Raw genomic sequence first — 12,906 nt, 5'->3', positions numbered from 1 at the left:
TGCACGGGTCGGTAGTGGCGTCAGGCGGGAGGGCAGTGACGATGAGCAGGTTCGACTGGTGGACGCGAACCGTTGTCTCCCGGATGCGGGGGAAGGGACGGGACGCGGGGGCCGGGTTCGTGGAGTATGCGGGCCTGATGATCATCATTGCGGGGATCTTTACGCTGATCGACGGGCTCGGACTGGACGGACTGATCTCGAACGCGATCCTCAACGCCGTGAACGACGTGATCGGCGGCTGACCTCTGCGCAAATGGCGAGCGACCGAGGACAGACCCTCCCCATCTACATATGGCTGACTGGGATCCTGCTCTTCGCTGCGTTCGCCTTCTTTGCATTCGCTCAAGCAGCGTCCGCTCGCAATGGAGCTCAATCTGCGGCGGACGCTGCGGCGTTGGCGGCCGCACAGGACTCCCGCGACGAGCTGATGACGGGCCTGGCAGGGGCTATCGGCAAGGACGACCAATGGCTGGACTGGCTCGACGGCGACCTTTTCAAGGGCGCAGGAGCCACGGCCGCGGCGGAGCAACTGGCCGCCGAGAACGACTCCACCGTCCAGGGCGGAGCCCAGCCCACGGTGATGGGCGGCTATCCGGGATTCCGGGTCGAAATCCAGACCAATTACACGGTCGGCCACTCGATCATCCCTGGCACGGAGGGCATGCGGGCTAAGGCCTACGCCACGGCCGTCATCGAGCCGCGCTGCACTTTCGCCCAGGACGCTGACCCCAAGAAGCTTGTGGAACTGGACTGCGGCGGCGATCCCGTCGACATCGATCCCGAAGATTTCAATTCGGACGACCTTCCCGATGCGTCCGTGCTGTTCTCTGTGCATCTGGCCGAGTGAGAGGAAGCCGTACCGATGGAATTTCGGCACACCATGAAGGGCCGCAAGGCGCTGAGCGCGGTGGCGATCACGACTGGGTTGCTCCTCACGGTGGCCGGCTGTGGCGGGGGCGACGATGACAATTCTGGCAATGGCGCGGCCTCGTCTCCCTCTACAAGTGCCAATGCGACTAGTGACAAGGAGTCAAAGGCACCTGAGGCGAACACGGTGCTGGCGGAGGTCAAGGGAGAGAGCGGCGTCACGCTGTCGATTTTGTCCGCCAAGCGCGACGAGGGCGGCTTTGTCACCGTGGAAGGCACGGTGACAAACGGCACGGGTGGCGCACTGGCTATGGGTAACTGGCGAGGTGATGAACGCGAGTTGGCCAAGAACGGCGGCTCCATGGCAGGAGCCAGCCTGGTCGACCAGGCTGGCAAGAAGAAGTACCTGGTCCTCCGTGACACGTCAGGCCGCTGCCTGTGCACGCAGTTCACCGGCGGCGTCCGCCAAGGCGCGACCACCCAGTGGTTCGCCCAATTCCCCGCTCCACCCGCCGAAACCACCGAGGTCGACTTCCAAATCGGCGCCATGCCCCCCGCCTCCATCGAGATCTCCGAGGGCTGACCCATGGCCCTCCCGCGCCGCACCACCGCGACTACGTTCACGGCTCTGGCCGTGCTGATCACGCTCGGCCTCCCGGGCGGGGGTCCGGCCTACGCCGACGACGATGACCCGAGCGCGCCCCCGGGCAGCGTGACGACCTCCCCACCCCCCGAAGTGGACGCCAACAGCCCCGGCCTCAAGCTCGCCGACGGTGCAACCCTGGCCCCCGCCAAGGTCCTGGACATCAAGTCCGTAGTCGAGGACCTGGGCGGCGAGGAACGCCGCGAGGACACGAACTCGGACGTGACCTTCGCGCTGCAAGCGGAGGTTCTCTTCCCCAAGGACAGCTCGAAACTGAACCCCGAGGCCCATTCCCGCATCCAGGCGATCGCGGACGAGATCAAGGCCCAGAACGCGACGACGGTCCGAGTCTTCGGCTTCACCGACAACCTCGGCTCGTACGCGCACGGCCTGACGCTCTCCAAGAAGCGCGCGGAAGCGGTCCACGACCAACTGGCCGCAGCCCTCGGTTCGACGGACATCACCTTCGAGGTACGCGGCTACAGCGAGGACTACCCGATCGCGGACAACACCTCGGAACAGGGCCGCCGCAAGAACCGCCGTGTGGAGGTGACGTTCCCGCGCGGGGAGTCGAACGGCGACTCATCGGGGACCCAGAGCTGAGCGAAGCACGCGTGGGCAAACAGCTCTCCGCTGCCGGTCGTCCACGAGGACCGGCAGACGTGCATTAGGTCACTCGGCGCGTACCTGCCGGCCACGCGGAGTGGGGGGTGATGCGTATGAATCGGGACGAGTCCGTGCGTGACCGTCTTGATCTTGACGGATCCCCGCCTGGTGTCCTCATGTACCCCTTGGATAGCGTTGGTTCGCTTGTGTTATCCCTCATCCCAACGGGAGTTCAGAGTGAACCGCGCCGCCCGGCTTGTGACAGCCGCGCTCACTGCATCCGCAGCCCTGGTGCTGACCGCCTGCGGCTCGGGGGGAGGCGACGACTCGTCCTCGGACAAAATCAAGGGGGCTGACTCCGGCAACAGCACGGCCCCGGCGAGCCCATCCGCTTCGGCGGCGGTGGACGGCGTCAAGCGGCCGGAGATCAAGCTCCCCAGCTCCTTCCAGGCGGACTTTCAGAGCTGGACGAACAGCGACTCCAAGCTCCAGGCGATCCTGAACGACGGGCGCGAGGAGCTGCGCTCGGAGTACGCGGCGGTCATCGAGGCGAACCCGGACTCCGACGCGGTCGCGTTCTACACCTCGGATGCCACCCGGAAGTCCGCGCGCACGTGGATCAAGCAGTTCGTGGACGACGACGACAGTCTGATCGGCAAGGTCACGGTCTTCGACCCTCAGGTCCACATCAACGACACTGGTTCGGGCGTGCTCTTCTACTGCGTCGACGAGCGCAAGGCATCCACGAAGAACCGCAAGACCGGCAAGATCATTAACACCCCTGACAAGCCCGAACACGTGCTGCAATACCGCACCAGGCTGGACAAGACCGCTCAGGGCGTGTGGAAGACCGTGTCGGCGACGGTGGTTCCGGGAGCATGCAGCTGATGACCGTCGCAGCGAAGTCGTGCGCTCTCCTCGCCGCAACAGCCTGCACCCTGATCCTGTCCTCCACAGCGGCGTACGCCATCGGAGACGACGAGAACAAGCCGCCGTCCTCGGGCTCTTCCGGCGACGCGGCAGGGACCATGCTGACCGCCAAGGCCACCGCCACCAGCATCAAAGTCACGCAAGTCAGCGGTGGCGTCTCGGGCAGCTCCCCCAAGGCTCTCGCCCCGGTGGATCCCAATTGGGAGCCGCCGGCGTGCTGGTACGAACCGGTGGCCACGCCCAAGCAGCTGAAGGCCGCTGTGGACCGGCTCAAGAGGGGCGGGGACCTGGTGCCCGTCACCCCGACGCTCAGCTGGGGCGAAGAGCTGATGGTGGACCACTACGACAAGGGCAAAGCAGAGAGCGGCAGCGGGGCGGGCTATGAGAACTACAACCTCGGCAAAGACGGCAAGTTCTGGCGAGGGGTGATCAACAAGAACAGGGAGAACGATCCCGCGACGTACGACTGCGAGAACACCCTGTTCTGGCAGAACGCCAACACGCTCCCCGACAACAAGCACGCCCCCACCCCGGACGTCCTCGCCGCCTACGCCTACGACAAGATCCACGTCCCGGAGACCGAGGTCGAGCTGAAGCCCGCGACCAAGTCCACGGTGAACCTGCCCACTTGGGCGTGGCTGGACAAGGGCACCTTCAAGGAGGTCAAGGTCCGCGCCGAGCTGGCGGACGCGGGAGTGTGGGCGGAGACGACTGCGAAGCCGGTGGCCCTGCATCTGAATCCGGGGACGGACGACGCCGAGACCTACCCCGCCTCCGGCGACTGCAAGATCAGCGACGACGGCTCCATCGGCACCCCCTACACCAAGGGTGACGCCGACAAGACCCCGCCGTGCGGCGTCACGTACCTGCGCGCGAGCAGCGGTCAGCCCTACAAGCTGAAGGCGTCGATCACTTGGGCGATCTCCTGGGAAGGCTCGGGTGGCTCGAAGGGCGACCTCCCGGACGGCACCTTCGAGACGACCCAGGACATGGCGGTGCAAGAGATCCAGGCCATCAACCGTTAGACCATCAACGGGGGAATGATGAGCGACATATACCTCGACATCGACGTGCTCGACCGCGTCCGCAAAAACATCAAGAGCATCGGCGACCTCATGGAGCGCCCTGGTCAGGAGATGGACGAGGTCGATGGGAACGCCATGGGCGTGATGGCGCTGGCGTCACGCATGGACGACTTCGGGGGCGAGTGGTCCTACGGGATCAAGCAGATCAAGAAGTTCTCCGGTGCGGCGGTGAAGACACTCGACAAGATCGAGAAAGAGTTCAAGGAGATCGACGCGAAACTGGCGCACGAGCTGAGGAAGTCGCGGGAGGAGTGCGCGTGAGCGACCTGTTCTCGTGGACTTCGCCAACACAGACCTCTCCGCTCAAGGACCAGTTCCCTGCCATCGAATTCGTCCCATGCCCAGGTGAGCCCCACACTGCCAAGCACGTAGCCGGCATCGTGCAGCGAACCGCCAAGGCCCTCGACGAGATCTCCGATGTCCTGCACGGCACGGGAGAAGGTGACTGGAAGGGGCGCCACGCCGAGGAGTTCCGCAAGCAGTTCGACGACGATTTCCGGCCCAAGATAGATACGGCGAAGCGCTCCTTCAGCAAGGCCGCGAGCGCGCTGAGGGACTGGGCCGACGCGATGCCTGATTGGCAGCGCAAGGCCGAGGCCCTGGAGAGTCAGGCCCAGGACGCCAAGGACGCGCTGCACGGGGCAAAGGGGAAGCTGTCCGGGCTGCCGCCCAAACCGCTGCTCGACCTGCCGCCGAAGGATGATGCCGAGGCGCGCAAACGGGAGAAGATCGAAAAGGACAGGTCCTCGGCGGAGTTGGCCGCCAGCACGGCACAGTCGGATCTCGACCAGGTACGCGCCCAGGCCCGCAAACTGGCCAGTGACTACGACCTGGAAGGCCAGGCCGTCGCCCGGCGCCTCAACAAGGCAATGGACATTGCGCCGAACGAGCCCGGCTTGATGGACAAGCTGGGCGACGCGCTCGTGGACATCGGGAAGGCCCTGGGCGCGATCGATGACGTTGTTGCCGCGGCCGTCAGCGTGGCCGTGGCCGACGCGGTCAAGTGGCTTGCGGAACACGCCAATTCCATCGCCGCACTGGGCGACGTGCTCGCGACCGTGAGCGCCGTGCTTGGCGCAGTCTCACTCGTGATGCTCTTCTTCAGCCCGTTCTTTCCGCCCCTCGCCGTCGGAGCAGAGGCGGTGGGCATTGCATCGGGCGCTTTCGCCCTTGGGGCGCTGGCGTTACATGGCACAGCCAGGGCCGTAGGGGGCGACTCCGTGGTATCCAACCGAACCCTGGCGCAGGATGTCCTGGGCACCCTCCCGGTCGGCCTCGCGTTCAAGGGTGTGACCGCGGTGGTCGCCGGAAGCCGTGCCGCTGACGCCTCTGCCAACTTCGGGCTGGTGGACACGGTCGCGTCCTTCATCGCTGATCCGACGGCGCTTGGTTACTTCGTGCCGAAGAACCGTCGGCAGGCCGTCGAGCTCGGAATTCCTGGAGGCCCCCTCTTCGTGGCCTTTGAGAACGCCTGGAAGGCTGGGAGTGAGAAGGACCGTGCCGCACAGCAGGAGAAGTGAAGGTCCGATATGAAGGATGAGCAAATCCTCGCGTACTTCGACGGACGAGGCACCGCAGAAATCACGCTCAGGGGTCGCGACGTGATGCAGAGCGACCGGATTGCGGCGATCGCCTTCGAGTTGGGCTACAAACTCCACGAGACGGACTTCGTCACCCGCGGACAGTGGCGGATGGTCTATCTCCGCAACGATTCACCGGACGTACGTCAGAGAGCCCAGAGCACACTGGACAGACTCCGGGCCGGCGGCCCTCTGCTGTCTCAAGCGTGGGCCCCTGGCGCCATGCCGCGTGTCCTGGGCAGCCCGATCACTCCCGTGGAGGCGGCTGCCGCCCGGCGGAACGTGACCGCCTTCGAAACGAACGGCTCGAGAGGGCTGGTCATCTTCGTAGCCCTTCTCAGCATCGGCTTCGTCGCCCTTGCATGGGTGGCACGTGATTCGCTCGGCGGCGCGATCGCTTTGTTGGTGATGGCTGGCTTGTTGGCTGTGGTGGCGGCGCTGATTCCCCGCTTGATGAGGAGCTGGTACGAACGCAACCAGCAAAGGGTGGCCCGGTTCAGCCAGCAGCGGTCCCAGCAGTGGGGGCCTCCGCCCCCACCTCCTCCCTTCGGAGGCGGTAGGCAAGGTGACTCAGGAGGAAGCGGTTTGTGATCCGGGTTGACTTCTCAGTGCCTGTGGACTTCGAAGACATTCCCATAGGTGCCGACTTCGAGACGGCGTGGGCCGACGTGAACAGGCGCAATGCACACGCCTCTCTGACGAGCGACGAGGACCAAGAGAAACTTACGGACATGGCCCGGGCCGTGCACCAGATCTCCCGCCTCCTCGGCGAGGTCGGTGTGGTGTACGCGGCCAACTGCCTCCACTCCTTCGAAGGCGAGCCTTCCCTGGGCTCGCTGGCAGTCGCCGTCGTGGACTTCCCGTACGGCCACGAGCCCGCCACAGCTGCCCGTGGCACGCTGCGCGGCGTCCTGGATTCTCGAGGACCGGAGTGGGCGGGATCCGTGATCGATGCTCCGTGCGGACCAGCAGCCGTATTCACGGGAGGCCAGAGTTATACGCTCCCGCCGTTGTTCTCCCCGAACGGCGAGGAGATCGAGCTGCTCACTGCCCAGTTCCATGCCATCATTCCGATTTCGCCCCAGGCTGGTGGAGATGGCCAACGCATGTGCCTTCTCGCCTTCTCCACCCCGAACATCGCCCACTGGGAGAAGTGCTACGCACCAATCATGGCCAGTGTCTTGCGGAGCCTTCGCTTCACGGAGGAGTAGGACTTCGCGAAGCGCCTCTCGTGTGCGTCCACGCGTCTTCACCGTGGCAGTTCGGGGAGGGCCACATTTGCACCCGTGCCCGCCACGGTCTGGCAGATGCAGTTCTGGGTGCCGCTGATGACCGATCCCGGGGCGGCATGACACAGGACATCGACCACTGGGCCGAGTACGTCGATGTACTCAGCGGCATCATGAAGTCGGTCTCGGCGGACGAATCGCGCGGGGAGGACGCCCTGGAGCCCGGCGGCCCGGATGGCGGAGGAACGGAGCAACAAGCATGAGCAGCGTTGCAGAGGCAGAGGACGAGGTACGAAAGAGGCGCATCCGCTACCCCGTCCTGTTGTCGGTCGGCGTCAGCTGCTACGTGTTCGCCGTGATCGCAAGCATGTTCCTCCTGGCGGACGACTTCGGGCCCCTTGTCCAGGTCCCCCTGTGGATCGTGCACGGAGTGATTCTCGTCGTGCTGATCCGGAAGCTGGGGGCCAGGGAGTCGAGTGCGTACGCGGCGCTGTTCATCGTGATCACGTCCGCGATGTCCGCGTACGTCATTGGCGTGGCGCGCGACGACCTGACGCTTCAGCAGCGGGGCGAGACGGTCACGGCCACGGTCGTGAAAGAACGGCTCGACCCTGCCCAGGGGCGCAAGGGCCGTCACTCCTACTACACGATGGAGCGGCCGGACGGCACTCGCGTCCCGGGCCCCGAGATGGAAACTACGTCCGACCGCTACGACGTCGGCCAGGCGCTGACGGTGATCGAGGACCCCGAGGGCGAACTCCGCCCCCGGACGCCGGGTCAAGCGGATGCCACGGGTGACGCGCTCGGTTCAGGGGCGCTCGCACTCGCCGCACTCGGCGCAGTCGGCTGGATGACATGGCGTGGGTCGGATGCCGCGAGCCGGCGGGACCCGCGGAAGCCGCCCAGTGGTGTGCGGAAGGCGTACAAGGCCGTCACTGGCGATCACTCCACCCAGGAGGAGCAGGAGGAGAAGCTGCGCGAGGCCCTGCGCACGTACCCAACCGACAGGCGCGGCTACATCAAGGTGCACCCCGAGGAGTATCCGGATGTGCCGCAGCAGCGGGCGGCCCGGATCGCCTGGGAGATGGGCCTGCGTGCGGAGGCGGCGGGCAACCGGGGCTCGTGGCGCTTCGGAGAGACCGTGGTCGACGAAGTCCCGCGCGACTGAGCCCGCGAAAGGCAGTAAGCAGGCGGGCTCTCGGAGGGCCTCGTCTTCCTTGGCGACGCCGATCGATCAGAGCAGATGATCGGCCTTCCCGGCTTTGATGTCCCGGATGAGGTTGGCCAACGCCTCGCGGGTGTCCGTGACGTAGTGGTCCTCCTGGCCGGCAAGGGCGATGTAGGCGTTGCCGTTGTCGTCGGTGCCTATGCGGAAGCAGTTCGCGCCTTCGCCGCAGAAGGGGGCTTCCCAGGTGATGTCCGGCACATGGTCTCCTAGAGGTCGTCGGCGAGGGTACGGACGAAGTCGCGCGAGGCGTCCGACGCGAGCGCCACCGCCTCGGCAGCGTCGAGCTGGGCCCGGTACTTTTGAAGTTGCATCGCCGAATCGATGAACTCAGGGCCATGGGTGCTGTCGAGCTCCACGGTGTCGAGCTGCGGCACGGCCGACTCGGCGTAGACGACCGACTGCCCCGCCCCAGGGAAGCCGCCTGCTTTGAACGGGATCACCCGCACTGAGATGTTCTCCCGCTCGGAGAGGCGCAGCAGATGTTCCAACTGCCCCTGCGCCACGGTTGCTCCGCCGAACTCCATCCGCAGTGCAGCCTCGTGCACGATGACGTCCAGGGGCAGAGGCTCTGGCCGGTCCAGGACTTGCTGCCGGTCCATTCGCTGGGCCACCCGCACTTCGATGTCCGTCTCCGGGAGGCGAGGGATCACGGCCTCGAAGACGGCGCGGGCGTGCTCCTCGGTCTGGAGCAACCCCGGCAGGTGCACGGACAGCGCGATGTGCAGGCGCTTGGCGTGCCACTCCAACTCGGCGATGTCGAGGAAACTGGCGGGGAGCTGGCCCCTATAGGATTCCCACCAGCCCTTGTCTCTCTCGGCGGCTATGGCGGCCAGGGCCTCGACGAGCGCTTGGTCCGCGCAGCCGTAGTTGCTCGCGAGGGTGCGCACACGTTCAGGGCTGATGCCGGAGCGGCCGGACTCCATGTTGGGCACGTTCGTCCGTGGGACACCGAGCAATCCGGCGGCGTACTCCGTTGTCATCCCGGCCGCGACGCGCAGCTTGCGCAACTCCGTACCGAGGCGCCGCTGACGCTCCGTTGGTGCACTTCTCGGCGCCATGCATTCTCCCGTCCGACCCGGCGACGGGGGTCAGTCTGCCTTCCGCCGCTGCGGCGAGTCCACCGCGAGCAGGAGCTGTTACCGCGAAGAGGTAGTACATGTACTCCTTCGTGTTCTACAGTGAGTAACGCATCGCTCACGCACGGCGCAGTCGGAAGCGCATCGCGCGAGCCTGCCCGCAGCCTCCTGCCCTGGGAGGGGTGGGCCGCGCCAGGGAGACAGGCACACCGGTCGTGCGGTCACGTCACTTCGCGTCACGTCATTCGTGTCAATTCGCGCTGCTGTCCAACACCCCTACGCCATCAGGGAGTTGCTCATGCCCGGAACCGTCACCACCTGCCTGGTCCCCGGCGAAGCCCGCCCCACTCCGCCCGACCCGGAAGCACTCGCGTACAGCCTCACGCTTCCTGCGAGCTGCACCACACCGTGTATCGCCCGCGCCGCGACCCGTATGATCCTGCGGGCGCACGGCCTGTCCGACATCACGGACGCGGCGGTCCAGACGGTGTCCGAACTGGCCGCCTGCGCCTGCCGGTTCGCGTCCGCCGCCGAGGTGTACATGTCCCTTCGCTACCGGGACGGATCCCTCCGCGTGATCCTCTACGACAGCCACCCGCGCCATACGAACCCCCGCCTCGCCGCAGCCTGTGACGTCCGCCGTCGCGCGTCCCTCCGCGTCCTGGCCTGCGTCGTACGGGCCACTGACGGCGACTGGGGCTTCGGCGAGGCCCGCGAACCGGGCGGTGGCACGCGGATGTGGGCCGTGGTGCCTCGCGTGGGTGCCCGGGTCTTTGCCGAGTCGGACCCCACGCGTGGATGACGTCGACGGGGAAGAGGCCGGTGACGTGCTGGCTGTCGCCCGGTCGGCGCATCCGGGCCGGCGGGGTTCAGGGGCAAGGCTGTGCTCGGTGGCCGGGGCCGGTAAATGGCCCAAAGTTGCCGATCGGTGTGTTGGGCAGGAGTCGAGTGCGCTGCCCGGCTTCCGGTGGGCGTGAGCCCCGTGCCGGCGTCGCGGGCGAAGCGACACGGTTCCTCGCGTCCTGGTCGGGCGGGGGGCCTGGTGTCACCATGCCCCGGGATGGCTCGCACGCGACGTCGGAGGTTCGTTATGAGGAAGATTGTGCTGATGATGTCGGTGTCCCTCGACGGGTACATCGAGGGGCCGAACCGTGAGATCGACTGGCACATGGTCGATGCCGAGCTGCACCGGCACTTCAATCGCGAGATCCGGGAGATGGGCGCTCTGCTGTCCGGGCGGGTGACGTACGAGCTGATGGCCGGGTTCTGGCCGACGGCGGACAAGGATCCGGACAGTACGCCCGAGGTGGTCGAGTTCGCCGGGATCTGGCGGAACATGCCCAAGGTGGTGTTCTCGCGCACGCTGCAGCGCGGCGAGGGGCACACCACCATCGTGCGGGAGGTCGTGCCCGAGGAGATCCGCGAGCTCAAGGAGCAGCCGGGCGGGAATCTGGGGCTCGGCGGGGCCGACCTCGCCGCCGAGTTCATGCGTCACGATCTCGTGGACGAGTTCTGGGTGTACGTCCATCCGGTGCTCCTCGGCCGTGGCAAACCGCTGTTCCCGGAGGCCGACGCCCTGACCCGGCTCCGGCTCATCGAGGCGAGGGTATTCGGCAACGGTGTCGTACAGCTGCGGTACGAACGTGCCAACGCCGCCGCGTCGTAAAGCGGTTGTTCTGGAGGCGGGCCCTGGGTAGGAAGTGCGCATGACTGGACTCGGCGCTGTGTTCCGACCCCAACTACCTCCCGAACGGCTCCGTGCCCTCGCGCGCGTCGCGGACGAGGCGGGCCTCGAGGAGCTGTGGCTGTGGGAGGACTGCTTCCTCGAAGGAGGGATCTCCGCTGCCGCGGCCGCCCTCGCCTGGACCGAACGCGTACGCGTCGGGGTGGGGCTGCTGCCCGTCCCGCTGCGGAACGTCGCCGTCACCGCGATGGAGACCGCCACGCTGCACCGGCTGTTCCCGGGGCGGGCCGTCGTGGGCGTGGGCCACGGCGTGCAGGACTGGATGGGGCAGGTCGGGGCGCGGGCCGAGTCGCCCGTGACGCTGCTGCGCGAGCACCTCGACGCGTTGCGCGCACTGCTGCGGGGGGAGCGGGTCACCACCGACGGGCGGTACGTGAAGCTCGACGGTGTCGCCCTCGACTGGCCGCCCGCCGGGGCGCCCGAGGTCCTCGCCGGCGCCACCGGGCCCCGTACGCTCCGGCTCTCCGGCGAGGCCGCCGACGGCACCATCCTCACCGCCTCCACCACGCCCGAAGGGGTACGGCGGGCACGCCGACTCATCGATGAGGGGCGGAAGGCGGCGGGGCGGACCGATCGCCACCGGATCGTCGTCTACCTCCACGCCGCCACCGGCCCCGACGCCGCCGCCCGGCTGCGCGCCGAGATCGAGGCCAACGGGGAGGATCCGGTCCCGGAGCACGGCGTCGCCGGTGACGCGGGCGCCGTGGCCAAAGCCGTCCAGCGGCTCGTGGACGCCGGGGCCGACACCGTCGTCCTCCAGCCCACCGCAGACGAACCGGATCCCGAGCAGTTCGTACGATTCGTGGCCGAGGAAGTGCGCCCGCTGATCCCCTGAGCAGGCCAGTCCTGCGGTCGCGGGTGAGTGTCAGTGGCCGGTGCCACACTCGGTGGGCATGGATGCGGACGTACGTCTGAGGGACGTGACCGAGGCCGATCTGGAGACGCTCTACGAGCAGCAACTGGACGCGGAGGCGGTGCGGCGTTCGAGGTTTCCCTCCCGGGAGCGGGAGGCCTTCATGACCCACTGGGCCACGAAGATCCTCGGCGACAGCACCGTCTTCGTCCGGACGGTCACCGTCGACGGCGAACCGGCCGGCTCCATCGTCGCCTGGTGGGAGGGGCAACGGCGGTACATCGGTTACTGGTTCGGCCGTTCCTACTGGGGCCGCGGCATCGGCACCCGGGCCCTCTTCCTCTTCCTGCGCGCAGAGAAGAACCGGCCCCTGTACGCCGACCCGTTCATCGGGAACACCGCATCGGTACGCCTCCTGGAGAGGCACGGCTTCCAGCACGCGGGGACCGTCCGCCACGGCGAGAACGACCACGCCCTGCTCGTGCTCGACGCATGACGCCCGCCTGAGGCTCCCGCCGCACTCCGATCACCCCGGCCGGTGATCCCCCGCACTCCCGTCGATCAGCTCCCGCACGATGTCCATGTGCCCCGCGTGCCGGGCCGTCTCCTCGATCATGCGGATCAGGACCCAGCGCAGGGAGACAGTCGTGCCGTTCCACGACGTGCCCAGGTCGTCGAGGGGCAGCTCGGAGATGGTGCGGTCGGCGGCGGCGCGGGCGCGGCCGTAGAACTCGACGATCCGGGCCGTCGTCTCGCCCTGGCCCGCCCTCATGTCCTCCCCGGCGAACGGGTCGAACCACAGCGGCTCGGTCTCGCGCCCGAACGTCGTGCAGAACCACCCGTACTCGACGGATGCGAGGTGCTTCACCAGGCCCAGCAGGTTGGTGCCCGACGGCGTCATCACGCGTCGTACCTGCTCGTCGTCGAGGCCCTCCAGTTTCCACAGCACCGCGTCCCGATGCCGGTCGAGACTCGCGTGCAGACTTTCCTTCTCGCCACCGGTGTACGGCACCCGGACGGCCCCTGGACTCGTCGTCATGCCCGGAACGTAGCAGCGGGCACCGA

General features: G+C 67.2%; 19 protein-coding genes. 16 read left to right on the top strand and 3 right to left on the bottom strand.

What is annotated here, in order from left to right; translation table 11 throughout:
* The first annotated feature begins 41 nt into the window (after positions 1-41).
* The 12 genes from ACIBK0_RS35715 (at position 42) to ACIBK0_RS35660 (ending at position 8,108) form a co-directional block, all read left to right on the top strand.
* Positions 42-242 carry a hypothetical protein gene (locus tag ACIBK0_RS35715; RefSeq protein ID WP_399089263.1) on the top strand — a complete coding sequence of 67 codons (201 nt, stop codon included), beginning with the start codon at positions 42-44 and terminating at the stop codon, positions 240-242.
* 11 nt (positions 243-253) lie between these two features.
* Positions 254-847 carry a pilus assembly protein TadG-related protein gene (locus ACIBK0_RS35710; RefSeq protein WP_399088997.1) on the top strand — a complete coding sequence of 198 codons (594 nt, stop codon included), beginning with the start codon at positions 254-256 and terminating at the stop codon, positions 845-847.
* Positions 848-862: 15 nt separating this feature from the next.
* On the top strand, positions 863-1,450 hold the full coding sequence (locus ACIBK0_RS35705; protein ID WP_399088995.1) for a hypothetical protein: 588 nt from the start codon (positions 863-865) through the stop codon (positions 1,448-1,450).
* Positions 1,451-1,453: 3 nt separating this feature from the next.
* The gene (locus ACIBK0_RS35700) at positions 1,454-2,113 is read left to right on the top strand and encodes an OmpA family protein (protein WP_399088993.1); all 660 of its coding nucleotides are present in this window, start codon (positions 1,454-1,456) and stop codon (positions 2,111-2,113) included.
* Positions 2,114-2,353: 240 nt separating this feature from the next.
* On the top strand, positions 2,354-3,004 hold the full coding sequence (locus ACIBK0_RS35695; protein ID WP_399088991.1) for a hypothetical protein: 651 nt from the start codon (positions 2,354-2,356) through the stop codon (positions 3,002-3,004).
* The gene (locus ACIBK0_RS35690; RefSeq protein WP_399088989.1) at positions 2,995-4,071 is read left to right on the top strand and encodes a hypothetical protein; all 1,077 of its coding nucleotides are present in this window, start codon (positions 2,995-2,997) and stop codon (positions 4,069-4,071) included. The genes ACIBK0_RS35695 and ACIBK0_RS35690 overlap by 10 nt, the downstream gene beginning before the upstream one ends.
* Before the next feature lie 15 nt (positions 4,072-4,086).
* Complete coding sequence (locus tag ACIBK0_RS35685) at positions 4,087-4,392, top strand: hypothetical protein (RefSeq protein WP_399088987.1); 306 nt, start codon at positions 4,087-4,089, stop codon at positions 4,390-4,392.
* Entirely contained in the window at positions 4,389-5,651 is a 1,263-nt protein-coding gene (locus tag ACIBK0_RS35680) for a hypothetical protein (protein ID WP_399088985.1), read from the top strand. Before ACIBK0_RS35685 ends, ACIBK0_RS35680 begins: the two co-directional genes overlap by 4 nt.
* Before the next feature lie 9 nt (positions 5,652-5,660).
* The gene (locus ACIBK0_RS35675) at positions 5,661-6,302 is read left to right on the top strand and encodes a hypothetical protein (protein ID WP_399088983.1); all 642 of its coding nucleotides are present in this window, start codon (positions 5,661-5,663) and stop codon (positions 6,300-6,302) included.
* The gene (locus ACIBK0_RS35670; protein WP_399088981.1) at positions 6,299-6,922 is read left to right on the top strand and encodes a hypothetical protein; all 624 of its coding nucleotides are present in this window, start codon (positions 6,299-6,301) and stop codon (positions 6,920-6,922) included. Before ACIBK0_RS35675 ends, ACIBK0_RS35670 begins: the two co-directional genes overlap by 4 nt.
* A gap of 137 nt (positions 6,923-7,059) precedes the next feature.
* Entirely contained in the window at positions 7,060-7,203 is a 144-nt protein-coding gene (locus tag ACIBK0_RS35665) for a hypothetical protein (RefSeq protein ID WP_399088979.1), read from the top strand.
* The gene (locus ACIBK0_RS35660; protein ID WP_399088977.1) at positions 7,200-8,108 is read left to right on the top strand and encodes a hypothetical protein; all 909 of its coding nucleotides are present in this window, start codon (positions 7,200-7,202) and stop codon (positions 8,106-8,108) included. The genes ACIBK0_RS35665 and ACIBK0_RS35660 overlap by 4 nt, the downstream gene beginning before the upstream one ends.
* A gap of 66 nt (positions 8,109-8,174) precedes the next feature.
* On the opposite strand, the gene ACIBK0_RS35655 is transcribed toward ACIBK0_RS35660, so the two are convergent.
* Together ACIBK0_RS35655 and ACIBK0_RS35650 are read right to left on the bottom strand one after the other, a co-directional pair.
* A complete protein-coding gene (locus tag ACIBK0_RS35655) occupies positions 8,175-8,366 on the bottom strand; it encodes a hypothetical protein (protein ID WP_399088975.1) in 192 nt (63 codons plus the stop codon).
* Between the two features lie 8 nt (positions 8,367-8,374).
* Positions 8,375-9,226: a helix-turn-helix domain-containing protein gene (locus tag ACIBK0_RS35650; protein WP_399088973.1), complete on the bottom strand. Its 852-nt coding sequence runs from the start codon at positions 9,224-9,226 to the stop codon at positions 8,375-8,377.
* 316 nt (positions 9,227-9,542) lie between these two features.
* Between ACIBK0_RS35650 and ACIBK0_RS35645 the strand changes: the two genes are divergently transcribed.
* From ACIBK0_RS35645 to ACIBK0_RS35630, 4 genes are all read left to right on the top strand, one after another.
* The gene (locus ACIBK0_RS35645; RefSeq protein WP_399088971.1) at positions 9,543-10,046 is read left to right on the top strand and encodes an ATP-binding protein; all 504 of its coding nucleotides are present in this window, start codon (positions 9,543-9,545) and stop codon (positions 10,044-10,046) included.
* A 288-nt stretch (positions 10,047-10,334) separates the two neighbouring features.
* A complete protein-coding gene (locus tag ACIBK0_RS35640; protein ID WP_399088969.1) occupies positions 10,335-10,910 on the top strand; it encodes a dihydrofolate reductase family protein in 576 nt (191 codons plus the stop codon).
* Positions 10,911-10,950: 40 nt separating this feature from the next.
* Positions 10,951-11,823 (top strand): LLM class flavin-dependent oxidoreductase, encoded by an 873-nt coding sequence (locus ACIBK0_RS35635; RefSeq protein ID WP_399088967.1) that lies wholly within the window; start codon positions 10,951-10,953, stop codon positions 11,821-11,823.
* Between the two features lie 58 nt (positions 11,824-11,881).
* Positions 11,882-12,337, top strand: coding sequence for a GNAT family N-acetyltransferase (locus tag ACIBK0_RS35630; RefSeq protein WP_399088965.1), 456 nt, complete (start codon positions 11,882-11,884; stop codon positions 12,335-12,337).
* A 30-nt stretch (positions 12,338-12,367) separates the two neighbouring features.
* Here the strand turns inward: ACIBK0_RS35630 and ACIBK0_RS35625 are convergent, their stop codons facing one another.
* Positions 12,368-12,880 (bottom strand): DinB family protein, encoded by a 513-nt coding sequence (locus tag ACIBK0_RS35625; RefSeq protein WP_399088963.1) that lies wholly within the window; start codon positions 12,878-12,880, stop codon positions 12,368-12,370.
* Between the last annotated feature and the right edge of the window lie 26 nt (positions 12,881-12,906).

The organism is Streptomyces sp. NPDC050564 (assembly GCF_044457265.1).
Taxonomy (GTDB): domain Bacteria; phylum Actinomycetota; class Actinomycetes; order Streptomycetales; family Streptomycetaceae; genus Streptomyces.
This window is presented reverse-complemented; position numbering and strand designations above follow the sequence as displayed.

Coding starts and splice junctions, on each gene's coding strand:
- ACIBK0_RS35715 (WP_399089263.1), top strand. CDS start 42: ATGAGCAGGTTCGACTGGTGGACGCGAACCGTTGTCTCCCGGATGCGG.
- ACIBK0_RS35710 (WP_399088997.1), top strand. CDS start 254: ATGGCGAGCGACCGAGGACAGACCCTCCCCATCTACATATGGCTGACT.
- ACIBK0_RS35705 (WP_399088995.1), top strand. CDS start 863: ATGGAATTTCGGCACACCATGAAGGGCCGCAAGGCGCTGAGCGCGGTG.
- ACIBK0_RS35700 (WP_399088993.1), top strand. CDS start 1,454: ATGGCCCTCCCGCGCCGCACCACCGCGACTACGTTCACGGCTCTGGCC.
- ACIBK0_RS35690 (WP_399088989.1), top strand. CDS start 2,995: ATGCAGCTGATGACCGTCGCAGCGAAGTCGTGCGCTCTCCTCGCCGCA.
- ACIBK0_RS35685 (WP_399088987.1), top strand. CDS start 4,087: ATGATGAGCGACATATACCTCGACATCGACGTGCTCGACCGCGTCCGC.
- ACIBK0_RS35675 (WP_399088983.1), top strand. CDS start 5,661: ATGAAGGATGAGCAAATCCTCGCGTACTTCGACGGACGAGGCACCGCA.
- ACIBK0_RS35665 (WP_399088979.1), top strand. CDS start 7,060: ATGACACAGGACATCGACCACTGGGCCGAGTACGTCGATGTACTCAGC.
- ACIBK0_RS35660 (WP_399088977.1), top strand. CDS start 7,200: ATGAGCAGCGTTGCAGAGGCAGAGGACGAGGTACGAAAGAGGCGCATC.
- ACIBK0_RS35650 (WP_399088973.1), bottom strand. CDS start 9,226: ATGGCGCCGAGAAGTGCACCAACGGAGCGTCAGCGGCGCCTCGGTACG.
- ACIBK0_RS35645 (WP_399088971.1), top strand. CDS start 9,543: ATGCCCGGAACCGTCACCACCTGCCTGGTCCCCGGCGAAGCCCGCCCC.
- ACIBK0_RS35640 (WP_399088969.1), top strand. CDS start 10,335: ATGAGGAAGATTGTGCTGATGATGTCGGTGTCCCTCGACGGGTACATC.
- ACIBK0_RS35635 (WP_399088967.1), top strand. CDS start 10,951: ATGACTGGACTCGGCGCTGTGTTCCGACCCCAACTACCTCCCGAACGG.
- ACIBK0_RS35630 (WP_399088965.1), top strand. CDS start 11,882: ATGGATGCGGACGTACGTCTGAGGGACGTGACCGAGGCCGATCTGGAG.
- ACIBK0_RS35625 (WP_399088963.1), bottom strand. CDS start 12,880: ATGACGACGAGTCCAGGGGCCGTCCGGGTGCCGTACACCGGTGGCGAG.